Source organism: Bacillus cereus group sp. MYBK222-1 (assembly GCF_051916425.1).
In the GTDB taxonomy this organism is placed as follows: domain Bacteria; phylum Bacillota; class Bacilli; order Bacillales; family Bacillaceae_G; genus Bacillus_A; species Bacillus_A paranthracis.
On sequence record NZ_JBQAGP010000001.1, the window covers coordinates 1,948,613 to 1,969,505 of the forward strand.

The following is a 20,893-nucleotide window of genomic DNA, read 5'->3' on the forward strand; positions in this document are numbered from 1 at the left end:
TTTTCTATTCATCTAATATATTTTTCACTTTCTCATAATTAGTGCTTTCCTTTTGAAATGTATTCTCTTTCAATCCTTTGTTTATTTGTATCCATTCAGTTGTAATCGAATATTGAATCATACCTTCGTGGAAACTAAGGAATTTCAGCATAATCCCTGTATTTTTCTCTACAACCATTTCAAATTTCCCTCTTAAATCTTCAGATGTACTTACAGGCATTTCTATATTTATTGTCCCTTCTATTTTGTAGCAATCCAGTCCAAGATACTTCGTTTCTTTATAATTCCAATCTTTATATCGGATTAATAGATCAGCAAATTCGGATTGAATACTATACTTCGCGAATCCCACATATTCATCATCATATCTTTTTTTCTCACCTGATTTTCTCAATAACCTTTCCGTAGGATTTAATTTTAATAGTTCATAGTTTCTTTCTTTCGGGCTCCATTTTGTTTCTTTGTACGTATACTTCTCATCATCAAATTCTTTTTTCTTGCCCTCGTTATATATAATGGTTCGTTTTTTCGTTAGCTTGTCTTCTTTTGAAGAGATTCCTCTTTGTTGCTCCGTATCAATCGCATATTTGTATGTTGTAGCAATTCTTGACGAACTAGAATATTCCTCAAATTGTCCTGAAATATTATTAAAATGATCAATGGAATCTAGCATTTTTTCATGAATCTTTTCTTTATCTGGATAATTTGCATTCGCTTTTATTTCCTCTTCATTTTCGTAATCAGAAAATGCCTTTTTCTTTACATATTCAAACACTCCGCCGTTTTGAGCAAAAATTTGATCAGAAAACTCCGACATAGACACAATGGAAAGTGCTAGAACAGCAGCACTTATAACCATCATATAAACTCTGTAACCTTTCTTTTTTACCGGAAGACTATGTAGTGTACGATTAATCTTTTCATTTAACTCTGGCGGTACTATAACATTCTCTTCGTTTATTCTCTTTTTTAATTTCTCATCAAATATTTTTTCATTATCCATCCTTTGCACCTCCTATTCCATCTTTAATCGTTTCTGTAGTTGTTCCCTCGCACGTGCCAATCTCGATTTCACTGTTCCTTTTGGTACTTCTAAAAGCTTCGCTATACTCTCTTGATTCATATCTTCATAATAATAAAGTACCGTAACAGCTCTTAACTCTTCATGTAACGATTGAATCGCATTACACAAATCTATATCTTCATACTGATCGCACGCACTCATATTGTAATCATTCTCTTCTGTCACAATTATCTTTTTATACGTTCTAATAATGTTATTACATTCATTCATTAAAATTCGAATTAACCAAGTTTGAAAAAACTCTTCCTTCTTTAATTTTTTTATATTTTCATAGGCTTTTAAAATTGTTGTTTGTATCGCATCCTCTATATTTGTCTCATCACGTAACATAGCCTTTGCAATACGATACATCTTCACTTTTTCTGTATGTATAAGCGTCATAAACGCTTCATGATCACCTTTTTTCGCTAAGGAAACATCTGTTTCTTCTTTTACAAACATTTTATATAAAGGGATTACTTTCACAATTGCTCCTCCTGTTTCATCCTCGCTTCAAATTTAACTTTACATGTATTAGACGTATGAGCCTAGAAAAAGGTTCATTTTTTTGAATATTTCCATAAAAAAAGGTAAACATTTTTCATGTTTACCTTTACTTAGATGTGATCCTAAGGAAATATCCATCTGGATCCACTACTTTAAATCCTCTCATCTCCCATGGATAAGTTTGAATTTCTTCTTGTATTGTGCACCGATTCTCTTTACAACGTTCATATACTTCTTCAATCCGATTGACAACAATAATTAGTTCAAAGCCATTCCCCTTCATCTCTTTTCGATTGTAAAAATAGTGATTTTCATTCAATCTTGAATCACTAACTAGTAATAAAGAAAACTGGTCGAAATTAAAACGTGCTGCATGCATATTTCGTTTATACAACTTTAAACCAATTACTTCTTCATAGAACAATAATGACTTTTCTATATCATTTACATATAGCTGCACCCGGAATAAATGATCCACTAGTTTCCTCCTCATCAAAAAAAGTCCACTCATATAGTGGACTTTCTACTCTACAACGGTAAATCCCTCTTCTTAAACAATACAATCGCTACTATAAAAATACAAAGCGCTCCCGCAGCTAAACCTATACTTACCGGCCATATATTATACGTTCCTTCCGCAATTTCTTTTGGACGAAACAGTGTAAATAACGATAGACTTTTCATCCACTCTAACTTATCACTTAATTTACCTACCATATTTAGTACAAAAAATAAAATAGTTAAACTTGCTGAGTAGCTAAGTGCTTTTCTTTCATCATTACATATACAAGAAAAGAAAAATGAATATGCACTAACGACTAAAAATATGAGCCCTCCGACTATATTTATCTTTAGGAATAATTCTTTATTTAAGTTATTATCACTTAAAAACCATTCTGCACCTACTATGCCCGCTACATACGTAACAACTACAATAATTAGTAGTCCTAATATGAGAACAGAGGCTTGCGTGATTGCAATTTTCACTCTAGATACAGGTGTCGCCAATAAATATGCCATCGCCCCTTTATCTACATGCCGGGCAATTAAATGTGTTGCAACTGTAACGCAAAAAATTGTTAATATGATAATAAACAATAGACTATAGTACTCACCAGCTAAAAAATCCATTACGTTTTGAATCGGACTTTCCATGCCAACAATTTTTTTCACACTATCAGGCATAGCGCTTATTAATTCATTTAAACCTTTCGCTGATACCATTGAAGGGAATATCCAAATTAACAACCATAAATATAGAGCTGCACCAGTTGCGTAACTCAAAATACTTTTTTGCGTCTCTTTCAAACTAGCTAAAAACAATTGCTTATTCATGCTTTACCCCTTCTTTCTTATCGTAATAATGCATAAATAAATGTTCTAAATCCATCGCTCTCGTTTGAAGTGCCGTTACATTATAGTTTGAAAGTATTTGTAAAACAGTTTGATAGTTTCCTTGTATAATAATCGATGCCTCTCTACCTTTTACCGCTTCAAATTGCAAATTACATTTTGTAAGAGAATCAATCTCTTCCTCTGATGATACGGTTACATCTATCACTTGTCGTCTCATCCCTTGTAAATCATGAATATTTTCAACCGTTACAAGGCGCCCATCTTTAATAATCGCTACTCGGTCGCATGTACGCTCAATTTCAGTGAAAATATGTGAAGACATAAGAATCGTTTTTCCCCTTTGCTTTTCCTCTACTATTAAATCTATAAACACTTGCTGCATAAGTGGATCGAGCCCTGAAGTCGGTTCATCTAAAATTAACACTTCTGGATCATGCATAAAAGCAGCAACAATCCCTACTTTTTGTTTCATTCCTTTAGACATTTTTCGAATCGGTGTTTTCACATCGAATTGTAGACGTTCTATTAATTCATCTCGTCTTTTCGTATCCTTTAGCCCACGCATTCCTTGCATTAACTTCAGAAATTCTAATCCGTTCATTCCTTCAATAAAAGAAATTTCACCCGGCAAATAACCAACTTCCCTTTGAATTTTCGCTGCTTCATTCCAACAATCCAATCCAAAAATTGAAGATTTTCCAGATGTCGGTTTTATAAATCCCATTAAATTACGAATCGTCGTTGATTTACCTGCACCATTCGGTCCTAAGTAACCGAACACTTCTCCTTCTTTTACATCAAATGTAATATGAAACAAACCTTTTCCATTCGAAAATTGTTTTGTAACATTTTGAACTGAAATCATAAATCCACCTCATTTTTTGAAATATTTAATATGTGATATTTCAAAAATATTGTACTCCTCATCTTTCATATTCGCAACAACTTTTTGAAATATTTATATGTCTATATTTCAAAATTATTGTTTTTCATTATTTTTTCTTGTATATTTTAATTGAGGTGATTGCATTGAACGGCTTTGAAAAAGTGAAAGAAAAGAAAAAACGTGCTATTAAAGAGGCAGCCTTCTTATTATTTTCAGAACGCGGATTTAATGAAGTGAAAATAGAACATATTGCAAAAGAAGCAAACGTTTCTCAAGTTACCATTTATAATCATTTCGGAAGTAAAGATGCGTTATTTCGAGAGCTTATACAAGAATTTATTATATCTGAATTTCAATATTATAAAGATCTTGCAGCGGAAAAATTACCTTTTCATGATATGATGCAAAAAATGATTGTAAGAAAAATGAATACTGGTGGGTTATTTCAGCCGGATATGTTACTACAAATGATGCAAAGAGATGAAGAGCTCCGAAAGTTTATTTATAGTTATCAAAACGAAAAAATCTTGCCTTGGTATTTAGAAATATTAGAACAAGCACAGCAAAAAAATGAAATTAACCCTCACCTTACTAAAGAAATGATGTTACTTTACATTCAAATGTTTACAAAATTAGGTGATGATTTTGGGGCACAGCTTCTTGAAGGAGATCGCGAAAAACATATTCAAGATATTGTCACTATGTTTTTCTATGGTCTTTCTGTTCCACAAAAATAAAAAGACACGAAATTCGTGTCTTTTTTATTTTACAGTGATAACTCTACCTGTTTCACTACTTTCAACCGCTAATTGAATCAGCTTAATAACTTCTAAACCTTCTTGTGCTGTTACAGGTAATTTCTCACCACTTATAATACTATCTCTTACACCTTTATAGTACATGTCATAACAGCCGACTTCTGTTGGAATACGTACTGACTCTTCTTCTGTTTCTAGAGTAGCAAAATTCTGTTCAATGTCTACTCCATAACCGTTATCGCCTGGCTTCATTCCATTTTTTAATTGTTCTTCCTGTGAATCCATACCGTATTTCACGATAGAGCCTTTATCTCCATGCAGTGTAAAGTGCGGACCGGCTTTTTTCACATAACTGCTACTACGTAAAATGACACGTTTAACTCCGTAATGAAGTACTATGTGGAAATAATCATCAATTTCTGCACCTGGTCGTTGTTTGATTACATCTGCACTGATTGCATTTGGTTTCCCAAATAATGATAATGCTTGGTCAATTAAATGCGAGCCTAAGTCATATAATATACCTGATCCTGGTAAGTTCTTTTCTCTCCATCGATCACGTACATGTGGACGGAAACGATCAAAATGCGCTTCATATGCGTATAGGTTCCCTATTCTATTTTCTTCTAATAATTTCTTAATTGTTAAGAAATCATTATCAAAACGACGATTATGATATACACTTAATACGACATTATGCTGCTCTGCTAATGAAATAAGCTCTTCTCCTTCTTCAATTGAAACAACAAATGGTTTCTCTACAACAACATGCTTACCGTTTAATATTGCTTCTTTTACATATGGAAAATGAGTTGTATTTGGTGAAGTAATAACAACTAAGTCAATATCAGCTCGCTTCACCAATTCATCAATTGTACTCACGACGTTAGCATTCGGTAATGTTTCTTTTACTACCTCTTCTTTTGAAGATAATACGGCACGAATATCGTATTCTTCTATCGTTTGTAATAATGGGATGTGAAATGTTGTACTAGAAAATCCAAACCCTACAATCCCTACACCTATTTTTTTCATATTGCTGCCCCTCCATTTATCCCGCTATTTGTGGGTAGTAAGTCCACTTCATGAGAACGATTTCATTCAGTTATTATAACAAGATTATTATAATTTACATAATAAATTGCCTAGAAAAAAGCATCTTGCCATTATTCATGACAAGATGCTTTTTTTATTCCGGTCGTTTTTTCGTCCACGTTTCAATAACTTCACCAGTATCATTAACATCTAGTACTAAACTACCGTTACTATACCTGTCCTTATTTCGATACGCTTTCGGATCAATTTCTTCTACGATGTGTTTCTCTGTCTTCATGTAAACTAGTTCATCGTCTCTAACGATTTCAATACCGACAATGCGGTATGGATTACGTTTTAACTCTTTGAAAATAACAAGACCTCGCTTTGCCCTCGTTGATTTCTCAATTTCTGATGCTTTTAGGCGTTTTACAGCACCGCGCTGCGTTACGAGAATAAGTTGATCTTTATCAGCATTTAATGGTTTACCAGAAGCGACATAGTCATCTTCTTTTAAATTAATTGCTTTCACACCAGCGGCTCTTACACCGACTGGACTTACTTCATCTTCATGGAAAATAAGTGCATATGCACCATGTGTAGCAAGAACGATATCACTCGTTCCATCTGTCGCAAATATATCAACAACTTCATCATCTTTTTTCAAGTTTACAGCAACGAATGCTCTAGAGTAACGTTGTACTTTATATTGGTTTAATTCTGTCTTCTTAATCATACCGTTCTTCGTTACAAATACGATAAATCGCTTTTCTTCCTCAAAGTTCGGTACGACAGTTGCCCAAATAATGGTTTCATCCCGGTCAAGTGAAACGATATTAGCAACGTGTTGTCCTAAATCTTTCCAACGAATATCTGGCATTTCGTATACTGGCAGATATATATAGTTTCCTTTATTCGTAAATAAGAGGACTGTCTCTGTCGTATTCGTATCGAATCGTTCAAGTAAGATGTCACCCTCTTTCATACCGAAGTCTTTGCCATTTGAGGCATTATGTGAGCGCCATCCAGTACGTTTCACATATCCTTCTTTCGTTACAGTAACGATGACATCTTCTTGTGGGATCATCACTTCTACATCGATTTTAATTTCCTCGATTTGATCTTCAATAATCGCGCGTCGATCATCACTATATGTTTTCTTAACTCTCTTTAAATCTGTTTTAATAACTTGAAGTAATCTTTTTTCACTTTGTAAAATTGCCTGTAGCTCAATAATTTTCTTATTAAGCTCATCTGCCTCTTGTTGTAGCGCTGTAATATCTGTATTCGTTAAACGATATAATTGCAAGGATACAATTGCTTCCGCTTGCGCTTCTGTAAAACCAAATTTCGCACTTAAATTATCTTTTGCATTACGCTTATCTTTTGAAGCACGAATCGTTTCAATAACTTGGTCTAAAATCGATAATGCTTTCTTTAAACCTTCTACAATATGTTGACGATTTTCTGCCTTTCGTAATTCATATTGTGAACGTCTCGTAACAACTTCTTTTTGATGGCCAATATATGCATCTAAAATTTTCGGTAATGTCATAAGCGTTGGACGACGATTATTAATCGCTACCATATTAAAGTTATATGGAATTTGTAAATCTGTATTTTTATATAAATAATTTAAAATACCTTCAGAATTTGCTTCTTTTTTTAATTCTACGACAATGCGAAGACCTGTACGATCTGTCTCATCACGTACTTCAGCAATGCCATCTAATTTTTTATCTAGGCGTAACTCATCCATTTTCTTAACAAGGTTTGCTTTATTTACTTCGTATGGAATTTCAGTAATTACGATTTGCTGTTTCCCGCCACGAACCGTTTCAACCTCTGCTTTCCCGCGAATAATAATTTTACCTTTACCTGTTTCATACGCCTTTTTAATACCATCAATCCCTTGAATAATACCACCTGTTGGGAAATCTGGTCCTTTCATAACTGTTAATAAATCATCAACAGTACTATTCGGTTTATCAATACGCATCATTGTAGCGTCAATAACTTCTCCAAGATGATGCGGAGGAATTTCTGTTGCATAACCTGCGGAAATTCCTGTAGATCCGTTCACTAATAAGTTCGGGAACGCTGCTGGTAAAACAACCGGTTCTTCACTCGTATCATCAAAGTTTGATACGAATTCTACTGTTTCTTTATCAAGATCACGTAATAACTCCGATGCAATTGGTGATAATCGTGCTTCCGTATAACGCATTGCTGCTGCCGGATCCCCATCAACACTGCCGTTATTACCATGCATTTCAACTAAAACATTACGTACTTTCCAAGTTTGGCTTAAACGTACCATCGCCTCATATACAGAGGAATCACCATGCGGATGATAATTACCAATAACGTTACCGACTGTTTTAGCTGACTTACGGAACGCTTTATCGTGCACGTTTCCTTCTACATACATAGAATATAAAATACGTCTTTGTACTGGTTTTAAGCCGTCACGCGCATCTGGAAGTGCGCGATCTTGAATAATATATTTACTATAACGTGCAAAGCGATCACCTAACACGTCTTCAAGCGGGAGGTCATGAAACTTCTCTGCTTGCATGTTATTCCACCTCCGTCTCCATAATCATTTCATTTTCTAAAATATTTCCTTCTTCTTGCATACCAAACTGTACATTACGCTCAATCCATTTACGGCGCGGTTCTACTTTATCGCCCATTAATGTTGTTACGCGGCGCTCTGCTCTTGCTGCATCATCAATTTTCACGCGAATTAATGTACGCGTTTCAGGATTCATCGTTGTTTCCCATAATTGATCCGCATTCATTTCGCCAAGTCCTTTATAACGCTGTAACATGTAACCTTTTCCAACTTTTTTCGTTACTTCATCTAATTCATCATCTGACCATGCGTATTCAATTACTTCACTTTTTCCTTTTCCTTTACTTACTTTGTATAAAGGAGGAAGTGCGATAAACACTTTACCAGCTTCGATAAGTGGTTTCATATATCTGTAGAAGAATGTTAATAACAATACTTGAATATGCGCTCCGTCTGTATCGGCATCGGTCATGATTACAACTTTATCGTAGTTAATGTCTTCCACATCGAATTCATTGCCTACACCGCCGCCAATCGCATAAATAATTGTATTAATCTCTTCATTTTTGAAAATATCAGCAAGCTTTGCTTTTTCTGTATTAATTACTTTACCACGCAATGGTAATACCGCTTGGAAGCGTCGATCTCGCCCTTGTTTTGCAGAACCACCGGCAGAGTCACCCTCTACTAGGTATAGTTCATTTTTCTGCGGGTTACGTGATTGTGCAGGTGTTAACTTACCACTTAATGTACCTTCTGATTTCTTTTTCTTTTTACCAGTACGCGCTTCCTCTCTCGCTTTACGAGCAGCTTCACGTGCTTGCGCTGCTTTAATTGCTTTTCTCACAAGAAGTGTGGCTACGTCCGGGTTTTCTTCTAAAAAGTAAGCCAAATGCTCTGATACAATGGCATCAATTGAAGAACGAGCTTCACTTGTACCTAGTTTCCCTTTTGTTTGTCCTTCAAACTGAAGTACTTCTTCTGGTACACGTACAGAAACGATAGCCGCTACACCTTCACGAATATCTGTACCTTCTAAGTTTTTATCTTTTTCTTTTAATAGTGAAACTTTGCGAGCATACTCATTGAACACACGCGTCATCGCTGTCTTAAATCCAGCTTCATGTGTTCCACCATCTTTTGTACGTACATTATTTACAAACGAAAGAATATTTTCTGAGTAGCCATCGTTAAATTGAAATGCTAGTTCTGCTTCAATCCCATTTTGTTCACCAGTGAAGTATACAACTGGGTGAATTGAATCTTTTTCTTCGTTTAAATAGGAAACGAAAGCTTCAATTCCTGTTTCATAATGAAAGACATCTTCTAAATCATTTCTTTCATCTTTTATTGAGATTTTCATCCCTTTTAATAAGAATGCAGATTCACGTAATCTCTCACATAATGTTTCATAATTGTAATTTGTTGTGCTGAAAATCGTTGTATCTGGTTTGAAATGCATTGTCGTACCAGATTCTTTCGTCTTTCCGATTTTCTCAAGCGTCGTTACAGGAACACCGCCATTTTCAAAGCGTTGTTCATAAATATTTCCGTCACGCTTAATCGTTACGACTAACCATTCAGATAAGGCGTTTACAACTGACGCCCCAACACCGTGTAAACCACCACTGGTTTTGTAACCACCTTGACCAAACTTACCACCGGCATGAAGTACAGTTAAAATAACTTCTGGTGTAGGTTTTCCAAGCTTATGCATTCCCGTAGGCATTCCTCGCCCTTTATCTATAACGCTAATACTATTATCTTTATGTATTACGACAGAAATTTCGTCGCCAAATCCCGCTAACGCTTCATCAACGGAGTTATCTACTATTTCGTATACTAAATGATGCAATCCACGGCTGTCCGTGCTCCCGATATACATACCCGGGCGTTTTCGAACGGCTTCAAGTCCTTCTAACACTTGAATCGCATCTTCATTATATTGGAACTGATGCTTCGCCAAACTCCTTGCCCCTTTCCTAATCCAAAATCAGAACATATGTTTCTATTATAGAATAACGCCTCGACTATAGTTTTGGCAAGTTATCTTATCTCTTTTATATACCATTTTCAATAGAAAAATCCTTGTTTTTTCACAAGGATTCCTCTAGGCTACTATTTCAGAAAAATAATCGTTTGTCAACGAGAAATGGATATGTATTCCAAGATTACACATTCCAAACCTTTATTATGATCCAAATGATCAAGATCCAAAACGGGATTACAAGTAACAATCCCCAAAAACAGCCTTTAAAAAATCTCATGATGAACACCTCGTTCATCGGCCCTACTTATTATCATGAGGGCTGAAGCAATCTTCCTACCTTTACAATCTATACTATTTTGTCATCGCATGTTCTACTTTTATACAACGATCCATTATTACAGTATAGTCTTTTTCTTTTAAAAGTTTGTATGTATCTTCATCTTGTACTCCTAATTGTGCCCAAAAAACATCTGCATCAATCTCTACAAATTCTTTTGCAACATCCATTAAAAACTCTGAGCGACGAAATACATTTACAATGTCAACGTGTTCCTTAATATCCTTTAGTGAAGCAACTGCCTTTTCTCCAAGCACCTCATCTACTGTTGGGTTAACTGGAATAATGCGGTATCCAGCATCTTGCATTGCTTTTGAAACCATATACGATGTACGTTCTGGCTTATCCGATAAACCAACAACTGCAATCGTTTTGCTTTTCTTTAATACTTCACCAATTTCCGTACGAGTTGGGTTTTCAATTGTCATAAATTATCCCTCCTATTCCTTTAGTATAGCCGATAAAGAAAGTCTCTTTCAATATGAAAGAGACTTTCTTTTATTCCGATTATTGATTCTTTGTAGCTGAGTTATCTGCTAAAGTAGCTGTTTTCGTCATTTTTTGACCGTTACGATAGAATGTAACTTCTACCTTCTCTCCTACTTTTTTCTTTTCATATAAATATTTACGGAATTGAAGTGAATTTTCTACTTTTTGATTATCTAATGCTACTACAATATCATATTGCTCTAAACCTGCTTTTTCAGCCGGTGATATTGGGTAAATTTTACCTAATACAACACCGTTTGTTACTTCTTTCGGTACTTTCAATTGATTGACTGCATAAGCTTGCACATCTTCTAATGAAACAACACCTACTCCAAGCGCTGGACGTTTTACTACTCCATCTTTTTCAAGAGATTCAATAACTGGTTTTGCGATATTAATTGGAATAGCAAATCCAATTCCTTCAACTTCTTGTTGTGCAATTTTACTTGAATTAATCCCAATTATTTCTCCGTTTTGGTTAAATAACGCACCACCACTGTTACCAGGGTTAATTGCTGCATCTGTTTGAATAACTTGAGCATTCCAATCTGCACGTTTATCGCCATCAATATCTACTGGAATTTCACGTTCTTTACTACTAATAATGCCTTCCGTTACACTTCCATCAAATCCTAGTGGGTTACCGATTGCAATTGCTTTTTCACCCGCACGGATTTTACTAGAATCACCTAAAGTGGCAACTTTATTTACATTAGCACCATCAATTTCAACAACAGCTAAATCTAACCAAGGGTCTTTCCCTACAAGCTTCGCATCTACCTTCTTGCCATCACTCAGTTTTACAGCAAGTTTATTTGCACCATCTACTACATGATTGTTCGTTACAATATATGCTTTATTTCCTGCCTTTTTATAAATAACACCTGATCCTGAACCAGCTTGTTGTTCTTGACCCGTCGGTTGCATTGCAAATGGATCAATACTTTGTTGCATATTAATAACACCTACAACAACATCTTTCGCGCCTTCAATCATACCAGGTAAGTCCGTTTCATTTTTTGCTTTATTGACAACAGGAACTACAGTACCTTCAACTTTTGAATCTGAACTAAAAGATGATACAGTCGCTCCATTATTTTGAGCCCATGGCATATATGGTGCCGCAAAGCTAATTGAAACAGCCCCAACTACAGCTCCGACTAAACCTGTGAAAAAATAGCCTTTTTTACTGCCCGATTTTCTCACTTCTCTCGTTTCACTATGCTCTTCATTTAAATTTGGTCCGTCGTAATATCCCATGTTTACTTCCCCTCTCTGGTGAATTCGTATTTTTAGTATAGTCACGTTTTGTGTCCTTCTTGTGAACTCATCGTGAAATCCAATTAAAAAAATACACTTATTTAACATTGTAGACAAAAAAAGCATTTTTTGTACATTCCACCTGCAAAAGAGGATATAAAATTGTTATTTTCCTAGACTGAAGCACACAATACGTTCCAAATTATTCTTCAAATTTATAACCAACACGAATAACAGTACCGATATGCTTCGCTTTATCTCCTAGCTTATTTCGTAGTTTTTTAATATGAGTATCAACAGTTCGGTCATCACCGTAATAGTCATATCCCCATAACTGATCTAATAAATGTTGACGTGACAACACAATTCCTTTGTTCTCCATTAAATAAACGAGAAGTTCAAATTCTTTATGTGTCAAAATAATTTCTTCTCCATCTACTAAAACAGTTCTAGATAGACGATTCACTTCTATTCCAGCTAAAGACATAGCGTTTTCTTCAGCTACTCCTACCACGCCATCCGCACGCTTCAATAAAGTCTTTGCGCGAGCTACTAACACTTTCGGGCTGAAAGGTTTCGTTACATACTCATCTGCACCTAATTCGAAACCTAGCAATGTATCATCCTCATCCGAACGTGCTGTCAACATAATAATTGGTACTGCTGATTCTTTTCTAATTCTTCTACAAACAGACCATCCATCTATTTCTGGTAACATAATATCTAACATAATTAAATCAATTTCATGCTCTGCAAATAATTCTAGCGCTTTTTTTCCGTCTTCTGCTTCGATTACTTCAAAGCCTTCATTGCGAAAATAATCGCTAACAATTTCACGTAATCTTCTTTCATCTTCAACAAGTAATACTGTTTTATTCATAATAATCTATCCCGCCTTTTTACTCTTTCAATCGAATAATACGTTGATTGGAGCTTCCGCGAAATGGAAGTGTTAAATCTTTTTTCTCGATTTCAAATCTTCCATCGACTAAAACATCCCCATAATGTAACAACTCTATCATATCATTATTTTGAGAACTCTGTATCTCTTCTAACGTATAACCTGTATACATCCATAGATTTTTTTTCAAATCTTTCACAGCTTTTGCTACTTTTTTCACTTCAGTAGCTTGGAAAAATGGATCTCCACCTGAAAATGTTACATCAGTTAATGGATTACTTGCAATCTCTTTCACAATTTCTTCTACTGTCATTTCAGTTCCATTACAAATATTCCACGATTTCGGATTATGGCAACCGAAACAACGATGCGGACAGCCCGCAAAAAACACGACTGTCCGCAACCCTTCTCCATCTACTACACTATCATGAATGATGTTCATCACTTTCATTTATGTTTCACCCGATCCATCTCTTCACTACGTTTCGCACTATTCCACTTCGACATATCTCCTACAAGATAACCTGTTATACGGCGAATTCTTTCTATGTTAGCCTCATCTTCATTTCCGCAGCTCGGACACTCATTTCCAATAACTCCGTGATAACTACAGCACTTACAACGGTCAACAGGGTGATTAATTGAACCGTATCCAACGCCATTCTCTGCCATCGCTTGTACAATTTGTTTTAATGCCTTTTTGTTATGCATTGCTGCTCCATCTAGTTCAATATACGTAATATGTCCCCCGTTACATAGAGCGTGGAACGGGCCTTCTAAACGAATTTTATTTATCGCTTGCATGTTATAATAAACTGGAATATGGAATGAATTCGTATAGTAATTATGATTTGTTATACCGCTAATCACGCCAAATTCTTCTCTATCTTTTTTCACAAACTTCCCTGATAATCCTTCTGCCGGAGTTGCAATTACCGAGAAATTCAGTTCATGTTCTTCTGTCGCTTTATCCATTCTATCTCTCATAAAGGAAATGATTTCATACCCGAGTTTCCATGATTCTTCATCTTCTCCATGATGCTTTCCTGTTAAAGCTACTAAACACTCCGCAAGACCGATAAAACCAAGACTTAACGTCCCTTGCTTTAAAATGGATGCTACAGAATCTTCAGGCTGTAACTTTTCTCCACCGCGCCATACACCTTGTGAGTATAAAAATCGAAAATCTCTTGCTCGTTTCGTACATTGATACTCAAATCGCTCTAATAATTGCTTAATTCCTAAATCTAAATAATAATTTAACGCTTCAAAAAACGCTTCTTTTGAACCACTAATTAATGCTAATTTCACTAAGTTAATAGATGTAAATGATAAATTCCCTCTTCCAATCGCCGTTTCTTCTCCATGTATGTTCGACATAACACGAGTACGACATCCCATGTAACATACTTCACTTTCCGGTCGTCCATCATAATGCACAGCATTAAATGGCGCATCTAAAAATGAAAAGTTAGGGAATAATCGTTCAGCCGTTGTCTCTAACGCTAATTCAAATAAATCATAGTTCGGATCACTTTCTTCAAAGTTCACACCTTTTTTCATTTTAAAAATTTGAATAGGAAAAATTGGTGTTTCTCCTTTACCAAGACCAGCTTGTGTCGCTTTTAAAAGTTGTTTAATTAAAAGTCTTCCTTCTTTTGATGTGTCTGTTCCATAATTAATAGAAATAAACGGTACTTGCCCGCCGCCCCTACTATGCATACTATTTGAATTATGAATGAAAGCCTCACAAGCCTGATACGTATCATTTTCTGTTTCTTTCCACGCAAATTCTTCTATTTGTTCTTTCGTGAGCGGATATGACTGTAATCGTTTCTTATGTCTCTCTATTGTTTTTCTCACATATGGAGCTAAATCAACATCAAAGAGTGCAAACGATTGACCACCGTGCTGCATATTTTGATTCGCTTGAAAAATAATAGATGAAAGAGCTAATGCACTTTTAATGTCTTGCGGTTGTCTCATATGTCCATGTCCGGTATGAAAACCGTTCGCAAGCATTTGCGCTAACGGAATTTGTGAACAAGTCGTCGTTCCTGTCGCATAAAAATCTAAATCATGTGGATATAATATATTTTCATTTATCGCTTTTTTCACTTGATCTGACAATAAATTTTCAACAGCATAATATTTTGCACTCTCAGATGCGAACGTTCCCATTACTCCCATTGGAGAGCGGCCGTCTACATTTGCATTTTCTTGCATTAAATCTTGTTCATTGCCGTGGACAATCGTCTCAAACACTCTCATTAATTCTTCTCCACGTGTATTTTTTTGTAACATTTATAACCCTCCACCAATATGTTGTTGTCTTTTGATTAAAATGTTACTACATATAGTCTTATTATTTCTGTGAGAAATGTAACATTCCTGTGAAATTTTTTGCACGAAATAATGAATTTTTCATTTACAAAAAAGAAATGTGCTCTTTACAAATGTATGGTACAATATACGGGAAAAACTCTTTTTACCCTTTATCAACACATTTGAATAAAGGAGACTGAACTTATGGTTACTACATATCTTTTATTTATCGTTGCCTACTTACTTGGCTCGATTCCATTTGCACTAGTCGTTGGAAAGATTGGTTATGGAATTGACATTCGTGAGCACGGAAGCGGTAATTTAGGCGGAACAAATACATTCCGCACATTAGGGAAAAAAGCAGGTTTTATCGTTACAATTGCTGACATTTTAAAAGGTACATTAGCAACGAGTCTACCGATTATTTTCGCGTTAGATGTTCATCCACTATGGTTCGGATTAGCAGCTGTTCTTGGACATGTGTATCCGATTTTCGCGAAATTCCGTGGTGGTAAAGCAGTTGCAACTTCTGCTGGCGTGCTATTATGCTACTCACCAGTTGTTTTTGCAATTTTAGCTGTTGTCTTTTTCAGCCTTTTATTTACAACAAGATACGTATCACTTTCTTCTATGGTAACAGCTGTCGTTGCCGTTATCGCATCAATTGTTAGCGGGGATAAAATCTTCATTATTGCGATGTATTTATTAGCAGGTATGGTTATTTATAAACACCGTGCAAATATTGGACGAATTATAAATAAAACTGAACCGAAAGCAAACTTTTCAAAAAAGCAAAAATAAGATCGTAACCCACATAACGCAAAAAGAAAACGTGAAGCATATTAATAGCGTCTTTTTGCGTTATTTTTTATACTAAAGAAAAAGCAACATAATTTGGAGGAACTATACATGAATCTTTCCGTAACAAAAGAAGCAGCACAATGGTATAAAAACGAATTAAACTTACAATCAGGTGAAACACTACGCTTTTTCGTACAATACGGTGGTTGCAGTACTGTGCAAAAAGGACTTTCTTTAGGTATTCGTAAAGATGATCCTGCACATCCTGCTGTGCAAATTCAAGAAGAAGATATTAACTTCTTTATTGAAAGCGATGATGAGTGGTTCTTCGATGGACATAATTTAGTTGTTACATTTAACGACGGTGATGATTTCCCGCAATTTAATTATGAAAAATAAAAAAACGTGGCTTCCGCCACGCTTTTTTATTTTTTCTTAATTTCCTCATATTTCGCATACCACTCTGGATAGAACTTTTTAAATGATACAGGGCGGAACCCTTCTTTTTTTGCACAAATATTCGTTGTACTTGCAGTAATACAAAGTTCGCCATCACCATTATAAATTTCATATCCATATACAACGCGAAGCGGGCTCACTGTATCAACCCACGTTTTTACAATTGCTTTTTCCCCGTAGCGCATCGCTTTACGATAAGAAATTTGCAAATCTAAAACAGGAGAAATAATTCCTTCCTTCTCCATTTCAACATATGAAAACCCTAAATCTTGTATAAGTTTCGTGCGACCTAGTTCAAGCCACACTAAATAGTTTGAATGGTAAACAACACCCATTTGATCTGTTTCCGCATAACGGATTTCAACTTCATGTTCTGCTACAAACATATGTATATTCGCCTTCTTTCACTTCTGCTACCTTGCATACATTTAATCATAATACAGTGACATCAAAAATAAAATAAAAATAGTGAATCTTTTACCGAAAGGAGCAAGCATATGATTCAAATTGTAACGGTTCGTAGCGGTGATAGCGTATATAGCTTGGCATCAAAATATGGATCAACACCTGACGAGATAGTAAAAGACAATGGATTAAATCCAGCTGAAACACTCGTTGTTGGTCAGGCACTAATTGTGAATACGAAAGGAAATAATTACTATGTACAGCCTGGCGATAGCCTATATAGAATCTCTCAAACATATAACGTTCCTCTCGCTAGTTTAGCTAAAGTGAATAACTTATCTTTAAAATCCATTCTCCATGTTGGACAGCAATTATATATACCGAAAGGAACGAAACGAGCAGTAGAATCCATCGCTTATTTACAACCTTCAACTATACCCATTAAAGAAAGTTTAGTTAATTCTACACGTGCCATTAATCCCTTTTTAACATATTTAGCCTACTTCAGTTTTGAGGCAAAAAGAGATGGTACGTTAAAAGAACCAACTGAAACAGCTAAAATTGCTAATATTGCAACGCAAGGTAATACCATCCCTATGCTCGTTATTACGAACATCGAAAATGGAAACTTCAGTGCTGATCTAACATCCGTTATTTTACGGGACGCAACAATCCAAAACAAATTTATTACAAACATTTTGCAAACAGCTGAGAAGTACGGTATGCGAGATATTCATTTTGATTTCGAGAGCGTGGCACCTGAAGATCGCGAAGCGTATAATCGTTTTTTACGAAATGTGAAAACACGCTTGCCTAACGGGTACACACTAAGTACAACACTTGTACCGAAAACAAGTTCAAATCAAAAGGGAAAATTTTTCGAAGCTCATGATTATAAAGCACAAGGTCAAATTGTTGATTTCGTCGTCATTATGACATATGACTGGGGTTGGCAGGGCGGACCACCGATGGCTATTTCTCCTATCGGTCCTGTAAAAGAAGTACTTCAATACGCAAAATCTCAAATGCCTCCGCAAAAAATTATGATGGGACAAAATTTGTACGGATTCGATTGGAAACTTCCATTCAAAGAAGGAAATCCGCCTGCAAAAGCAGTTAGCTCTGTTGCAGCTGTTGCACTAGCTCGTAAATACAATGTTCCGATCCGCTATGATTTCACAGCACAGGCTCCTCATTTTAATTATTTCGATGAAAATGGTGTACAACACGAAGTTTGGTTTGAAGATTCACGTTCTGTTCAAAGTAAGTTTAATTTAATGAAAGAACAAGGTATAGGTGGTATTAGTTATTGGAAGATTGGTTTACCATTCCCGCAAAATTGGCGTTTACTCGTTGAAAACTTTACGATTACGAAAAAGGGCTGACAAAAGTCAGCCCTTTTTTACTATTAAAAACTCGTCACAAAAAGAAGAATGATAACATTCTCCCTTTTTAACCGTTATCAACAATCGGTTGTTTACCCGTTTGGTCTTGCATTTGCTTTCCTTTATTGCCACCAGCTTTTTTTGATTGTGTTCCAATATGATTCGGTACAAAGTCTTTTGAATTCTTTTTCGGATTACCCATTACTATCGCCTCCTTAACAGTAGTATCGTACTAGTGTTAAGAATTATTCAGCTTGCTTAAAAAGTTTCATTTCATAACGTTTTTCAATACGCTCTTCAATGCGATCGATTGCATCGCGATCGCTTAATAATTGTTGTTTATTTTCTTTCACAAGCTCGTCAAATGATTTGCGACGACTTCTTCTCATGCTGTTCACCCTCTCTCCTTCTCATTCTTACTATACATAGTATGAGCAAAGGAAAAACTCTTTAATCAGATTTGCAAGAAAATTTTATGTTTTAATACTCCTAAAAAAACTCCGTGTACAATAAAATGTACACGGAGTTTTTCATACCATAATATTTAAATACTCTTTTAACTTTTCATCTGCATTCATTTCACTTTGTTTATAATCATGCAGCGCTTGCAGTACGAAATCATACTGTTCTAAAATATAACTTTCTAATTTCAGGACGTCCTCTAAGCAATTCAGCATAATTCTCGTATTACCAACTTCACTTTTTAACGCCGGTTCACAGGCTAAACTCGTACATATTTCTTTCACATCATCTTCTAATATGTCTGTTAATACGTATTTCTTTCGCCCTTTTACCTTTAATCTCATAACTGGATAAAAAGCTTTTATATCTAAATAGCTTCCTACATTCATGCAACGAATCCATTCGATATCACGTTTATTTCGTACAAGTATCTCTTTTACCGCTTCATATACTGCTGTCTCATCAAGTACTTCTGTATTCGATTTCCTTTTCGCCTCTTCTTCAATAGAGGCACATTTTTGATAAACTGCTGCACAAGTAATACAATCATCAAATGCATTATGAGAACTCAAACGAATTCCAAGCATTCGCTTTAACGTTTCAAGTTTATGATTAGGAGCGTGCTTCATATATTTCTTCGCTAAAAATACAGTATCAATCACTTTATTTTTCGGTTCCGGCAACCCCAGCATATTCACATTACTTTTCAAAAAGCGCATATCAAAAGATGCATTATGAGCGACAATTACATTCGTATGTAAAAATGCTAAAAATAAAGGTAACACTTCTTCAATCGTCGGTGCATCTGAAACACGATAATTTGTAATACCTGTTAAACTCGTTATTCGGTCTGGAATTGGACGCTCTGGATTCACATAGGAAACAAATTGATCTACTAGTTCATGATTACGATATTTCACTGCTGCCACTTGAATAATTTTATCATTATAAGGGTTAAATCCTGTTGTTTCAAAGTCAATTACAACATAATCTAACGGTAAGGATATATTCCCCACTCCAAATACACTCCTTTATCTCTCAACGTTTATATTTCTTTTATCATATCATGAAGCTTTCACTACGTGAAAAAGAAAAGGCAGAAATGATTATATTCCATCTCTACCTTTTCACTGTTATTTTAATTTAGCAATTCGTTTCTCCATCTCTTTTTGCGTCATCGGTCCAATAAACTTATCTTGAATGACACCTTTCGTATCTATAAAATACGAAGTTGGGATTGTAATGACTTTATACGCTGTTGTCACATCAATATTCTTGTCCAATAAAATAGGAAAAGTAATTCCTTTCTCCTTAGCAAAATTACTCACCTTTTCTATCCCTCCGCCTTTTTCTGAAGGCGTATAATTTATTGCTAAAATTTCTACATTTTCTTTATGTTCTTTATAGAAAGCCTCCATATCTGGCATTTCTTGCTGACAAGGTCCACACCACGTTGCCCAAAAATTTACAATCACTTTCTTTCCTTTTAAATCCGATAACTTTACATTCGTTCCATCTAACTTCGTTAATTCAAAGTCTGGCGCACTCTTTCCTATTTCAATACCGTTACTTGCAATCATCTCTTTCATAGCAGCTTTACTTTTTTCTTGCTCTCCTTGGGCCACCTGATCGCTTTTACCAAACTGTTCATAAGCTGCATATCCCGCTAAACAAAGTAACACTACAATAATCGTAAGCTTCCGCCACATTTTATATCACCCTAACGTGTTTGTCTTGTAACATATTCACCAAAATGCTATATACCTTATTTTAGCTTATACGGACAAGCTTGGAAATATTCACAGTCTAAATAATTAGAATATTCTTATTTAAAGTGCATTTTTTTCCTTTTTATCATATAATTAGAAAAACAAATGAAGTATTACCTATCTTCTT

Annotated in this window: 22 protein-coding genes; 4 read left to right on the forward strand and 18 right to left on the reverse strand. The window is 35.3% G+C overall.

All coding sequences use genetic code 11. The annotated features are described in order from the left end of the window. Window positions 1–4 precede the first annotated feature (4 nt). The 5 genes from ACTFR9_RS10020 to ACTFR9_RS10040 all read right to left on the reverse strand — a co-directional run bounded on the left by ACTFR9_RS10020 (window position 5) and on the right by ACTFR9_RS10040 (window position 3,791). A complete protein-coding gene (locus ACTFR9_RS10020) occupies window positions 5–1,003 on the reverse strand; it encodes a hypothetical protein (protein ID WP_000368233.1) in 999 nt (332 codons plus the stop codon). A gap of 12 nt (window positions 1,004–1,015) precedes the next feature. Further along, window positions 1,016–1,549, reverse strand: a complete 534-nt coding sequence (locus tag ACTFR9_RS10025) for a sigma-70 family RNA polymerase sigma factor (protein ID WP_000864717.1) — start codon at window positions 1,547–1,549, stop codon at window positions 1,016–1,018. A 127-nt stretch (window positions 1,550–1,676) separates the two neighbouring features. Further along, window positions 1,677–2,048 (reverse strand): VOC family protein, encoded by a 372-nt coding sequence (locus ACTFR9_RS10030; RefSeq protein WP_229136658.1) that lies wholly within the window; start codon window positions 2,046–2,048, stop codon window positions 1,677–1,679. Window positions 2,049–2,098: 50 nt separating this feature from the next. Next, a complete protein-coding gene (locus ACTFR9_RS10035) occupies window positions 2,099–2,905 on the reverse strand; it encodes an ABC transporter permease subunit (RefSeq protein WP_001041449.1) in 807 nt (268 codons plus the stop codon). Further along, window positions 2,898–3,791, reverse strand: a complete 894-nt coding sequence (locus tag ACTFR9_RS10040; RefSeq protein WP_229136657.1) for an ABC transporter ATP-binding protein — start codon at window positions 3,789–3,791, stop codon at window positions 2,898–2,900. The genes ACTFR9_RS10035 and ACTFR9_RS10040 overlap by 8 nt, the downstream gene beginning before the upstream one ends. A gap of 155 nt (window positions 3,792–3,946) precedes the next feature. Here ACTFR9_RS10040 and ACTFR9_RS10045 point away from each other — a divergent pair, with 155 nt between their 5' ends. Continuing rightward, window positions 3,947–4,549 carry a TetR/AcrR family transcriptional regulator gene (locus ACTFR9_RS10045; RefSeq protein WP_141491289.1) on the forward strand — a complete coding sequence of 201 codons (603 nt, stop codon included), beginning with the start codon at window positions 3,947–3,949 and terminating at the stop codon, window positions 4,547–4,549. Between the two features lie 24 nt (window positions 4,550–4,573). Here the strand turns inward: ACTFR9_RS10045 and ACTFR9_RS10050 are convergent, their stop codons facing one another. From ACTFR9_RS10050 to ACTFR9_RS10085, 8 genes are all read right to left on the reverse strand, one after another. Then, window positions 4,574–5,605: an oxidoreductase gene (locus ACTFR9_RS10050; protein WP_229136656.1), complete on the reverse strand. Its 1,032-nt coding sequence runs from the start codon at window positions 5,603–5,605 to the stop codon at window positions 4,574–4,576. Window positions 5,606–5,759: 154 nt separating this feature from the next. Next, window positions 5,760–8,183 carry a DNA topoisomerase IV subunit A gene (gene parC / locus ACTFR9_RS10055; protein ID WP_001147475.1) on the reverse strand — a complete coding sequence of 808 codons (2,424 nt, stop codon included), beginning with the start codon at window positions 8,181–8,183 and terminating at the stop codon, window positions 5,760–5,762. Window position 8,184: 1 nt separating this feature from the next. Continuing rightward, entirely contained in the window at window positions 8,185–10,149 is a 1,965-nt protein-coding gene (gene parE, locus ACTFR9_RS10060; protein WP_001062205.1) for a DNA topoisomerase IV subunit B, read from the reverse strand. Window positions 10,150–10,524: 375 nt separating this feature from the next. After that, window positions 10,525–10,938: a CoA-binding protein gene (locus ACTFR9_RS10065; protein ID WP_000151382.1), complete on the reverse strand. Its 414-nt coding sequence runs from the start codon at window positions 10,936–10,938 to the stop codon at window positions 10,525–10,527. A gap of 79 nt (window positions 10,939–11,017) precedes the next feature. Further along, entirely contained in the window at window positions 11,018–12,259 is a 1,242-nt protein-coding gene (locus ACTFR9_RS10070; RefSeq protein ID WP_000542648.1) for a S1C family serine protease, read from the reverse strand. Between the two features lie 202 nt (window positions 12,260–12,461). Then, complete coding sequence (locus tag ACTFR9_RS10075; RefSeq protein ID WP_001044683.1) at window positions 12,462–13,139, reverse strand: response regulator transcription factor; 678 nt, start codon at window positions 13,137–13,139, stop codon at window positions 12,462–12,464. Between the two features lie 19 nt (window positions 13,140–13,158). Next, entirely contained in the window at window positions 13,159–13,611 is a 453-nt protein-coding gene (gene nrdG / locus ACTFR9_RS10080) for an anaerobic ribonucleoside-triphosphate reductase activating protein (RefSeq protein WP_101218301.1), read from the reverse strand. Next, the gene (locus ACTFR9_RS10085) at window positions 13,608–15,464 is read right to left on the reverse strand and encodes an anaerobic ribonucleoside triphosphate reductase (protein ID WP_229136655.1); all 1,857 of its coding nucleotides are present in this window, start codon (window positions 15,462–15,464) and stop codon (window positions 13,608–13,610) included. Before ACTFR9_RS10085 ends, nrdG begins: the two co-directional genes overlap by 4 nt. 225 nt (window positions 15,465–15,689) lie before the next feature. Between ACTFR9_RS10085 and plsY the strand changes: the two genes are divergently transcribed. After that, complete coding sequence (gene plsY, locus ACTFR9_RS10090; RefSeq protein ID WP_229136654.1) at window positions 15,690–16,286, forward strand: glycerol-3-phosphate 1-O-acyltransferase PlsY; 597 nt, start codon at window positions 15,690–15,692, stop codon at window positions 16,284–16,286. A 108-nt stretch (window positions 16,287–16,394) separates the two neighbouring features. Beyond that, the gene (locus ACTFR9_RS10095; RefSeq protein ID WP_001054442.1) at window positions 16,395–16,685 is read left to right on the forward strand and encodes a HesB/YadR/YfhF family protein; all 291 of its coding nucleotides are present in this window, start codon (window positions 16,395–16,397) and stop codon (window positions 16,683–16,685) included. A 26-nt stretch (window positions 16,686–16,711) separates the two neighbouring features. On the opposite strand, the gene ACTFR9_RS10100 is transcribed toward ACTFR9_RS10095, so the two are convergent. After that, on the reverse strand, window positions 16,712–17,131 hold the full coding sequence (locus ACTFR9_RS10100) for an acyl-CoA thioesterase (protein WP_000495810.1): 420 nt from the start codon (window positions 17,129–17,131) through the stop codon (window positions 16,712–16,714). Between the two features lie 111 nt (window positions 17,132–17,242). Between ACTFR9_RS10100 and ACTFR9_RS10105 the strand changes: the two genes are divergently transcribed. Then, window positions 17,243–18,535: a glycosyl hydrolase family 18 protein gene (locus ACTFR9_RS10105; protein WP_098946457.1), complete on the forward strand. Its 1,293-nt coding sequence runs from the start codon at window positions 17,243–17,245 to the stop codon at window positions 18,533–18,535. Window positions 18,536–18,602: 67 nt separating this feature from the next. Here ACTFR9_RS10105 and sspN read toward each other — a convergent pair whose 3' ends face one another. From sspN to ACTFR9_RS10125, 4 genes are all read right to left on the reverse strand, one after another. Continuing rightward, the gene (sspN, locus tag ACTFR9_RS10110) at window positions 18,603–18,737 is read right to left on the reverse strand and encodes an acid-soluble spore protein SspN (RefSeq protein WP_000527989.1); all 135 of its coding nucleotides are present in this window, start codon (window positions 18,735–18,737) and stop codon (window positions 18,603–18,605) included. 43 nt (window positions 18,738–18,780) lie between these two features. Then, complete coding sequence (locus tag ACTFR9_RS10115) at window positions 18,781–18,924, reverse strand: FbpB family small basic protein (RefSeq protein ID WP_001254697.1); 144 nt, start codon at window positions 18,922–18,924, stop codon at window positions 18,781–18,783. A 141-nt stretch (window positions 18,925–19,065) separates the two neighbouring features. Further along, window positions 19,066–20,013 carry a 3'-5' exonuclease gene (locus ACTFR9_RS10120; protein WP_000526906.1) on the reverse strand — a complete coding sequence of 316 codons (948 nt, stop codon included), beginning with the start codon at window positions 20,011–20,013 and terminating at the stop codon, window positions 19,066–19,068. Between the two features lie 117 nt (window positions 20,014–20,130). After that, a complete protein-coding gene (locus ACTFR9_RS10125; RefSeq protein ID WP_046198956.1) occupies window positions 20,131–20,706 on the reverse strand; it encodes a TlpA family protein disulfide reductase in 576 nt (191 codons plus the stop codon). Window positions 20,707–20,893: the final 187 nt, after the last annotated feature.

What these genes read in the sequence shown, in the direction of transcription:
- sspN (WP_000527989.1), bottom strand. Translation starts at nt 18,737, where the DNA reads ATGGGTAATCCGAAAAAGAATTCAAAAGACTTTGTACCGAATCATATT.
- ACTFR9_RS10035 (WP_001041449.1), bottom strand. Translation starts at nt 2,905, where the DNA reads ATGAATAAGCAATTGTTTTTAGCTAGTTTGAAAGAGACGCAAAAAAGT.
- plsY (WP_229136654.1), top strand. Translation starts at nt 15,690, where the DNA reads ATGGTTACTACATATCTTTTATTTATCGTTGCCTACTTACTTGGCTCG.
- ACTFR9_RS10085 (WP_229136655.1), bottom strand. Translation starts at nt 15,464, where the DNA reads ATGTTACAAAAAAATACACGTGGAGAAGAATTAATGAGAGTGTTTGAG.
- ACTFR9_RS10105 (WP_098946457.1), top strand. Translation starts at nt 17,243, where the DNA reads ATGATTCAAATTGTAACGGTTCGTAGCGGTGATAGCGTATATAGCTTG.
- ACTFR9_RS10050 (WP_229136656.1), bottom strand. Translation starts at nt 5,605, where the DNA reads ATGAAAAAAATAGGTGTAGGGATTGTAGGGTTTGGATTTTCTAGTACA.
- ACTFR9_RS10020 (WP_000368233.1), bottom strand. Translation starts at nt 1,003, where the DNA reads ATGGATAATGAAAAAATATTTGATGAGAAATTAAAAAAGAGAATAAAC.
- parC (WP_001147475.1), bottom strand. Translation starts at nt 8,183, where the DNA reads ATGCAAGCAGAGAAGTTTCATGACCTCCCGCTTGAAGACGTGTTAGGT.
- nrdG (WP_101218301.1), bottom strand. Translation starts at nt 13,611, where the DNA reads ATGAAAGTGATGAACATCATTCATGATAGTGTAGTAGATGGAGAAGGG.
- ACTFR9_RS10075 (WP_001044683.1), bottom strand. Translation starts at nt 13,139, where the DNA reads ATGAATAAAACAGTATTACTTGTTGAAGATGAAAGAAGATTACGTGAA.
- ACTFR9_RS10125 (WP_046198956.1), bottom strand. Translation starts at nt 20,706, where the DNA reads ATGTGGCGGAAGCTTACGATTATTGTAGTGTTACTTTGTTTAGCGGGA.
- ACTFR9_RS10095 (WP_001054442.1), top strand. Translation starts at nt 16,395, where the DNA reads ATGAATCTTTCCGTAACAAAAGAAGCAGCACAATGGTATAAAAACGAA.
- ACTFR9_RS10070 (WP_000542648.1), bottom strand. Translation starts at nt 12,259, where the DNA reads ATGGGATATTACGACGGACCAAATTTAAATGAAGAGCATAGTGAAACG.
- ACTFR9_RS10100 (WP_000495810.1), bottom strand. Translation starts at nt 17,131, where the DNA reads ATGTTTGTAGCAGAACATGAAGTTGAAATCCGTTATGCGGAAACAGAT.
- ACTFR9_RS10040 (WP_229136657.1), bottom strand. Translation starts at nt 3,791, where the DNA reads ATGATTTCAGTTCAAAATGTTACAAAACAATTTTCGAATGGAAAAGGT.
- ACTFR9_RS10115 (WP_001254697.1), bottom strand. Translation starts at nt 18,924, where the DNA reads ATGAGAAGAAGTCGTCGCAAATCATTTGACGAGCTTGTGAAAGAAAAT.
- ACTFR9_RS10065 (WP_000151382.1), bottom strand. Translation starts at nt 10,938, where the DNA reads ATGACAATTGAAAACCCAACTCGTACGGAAATTGGTGAAGTATTAAAG.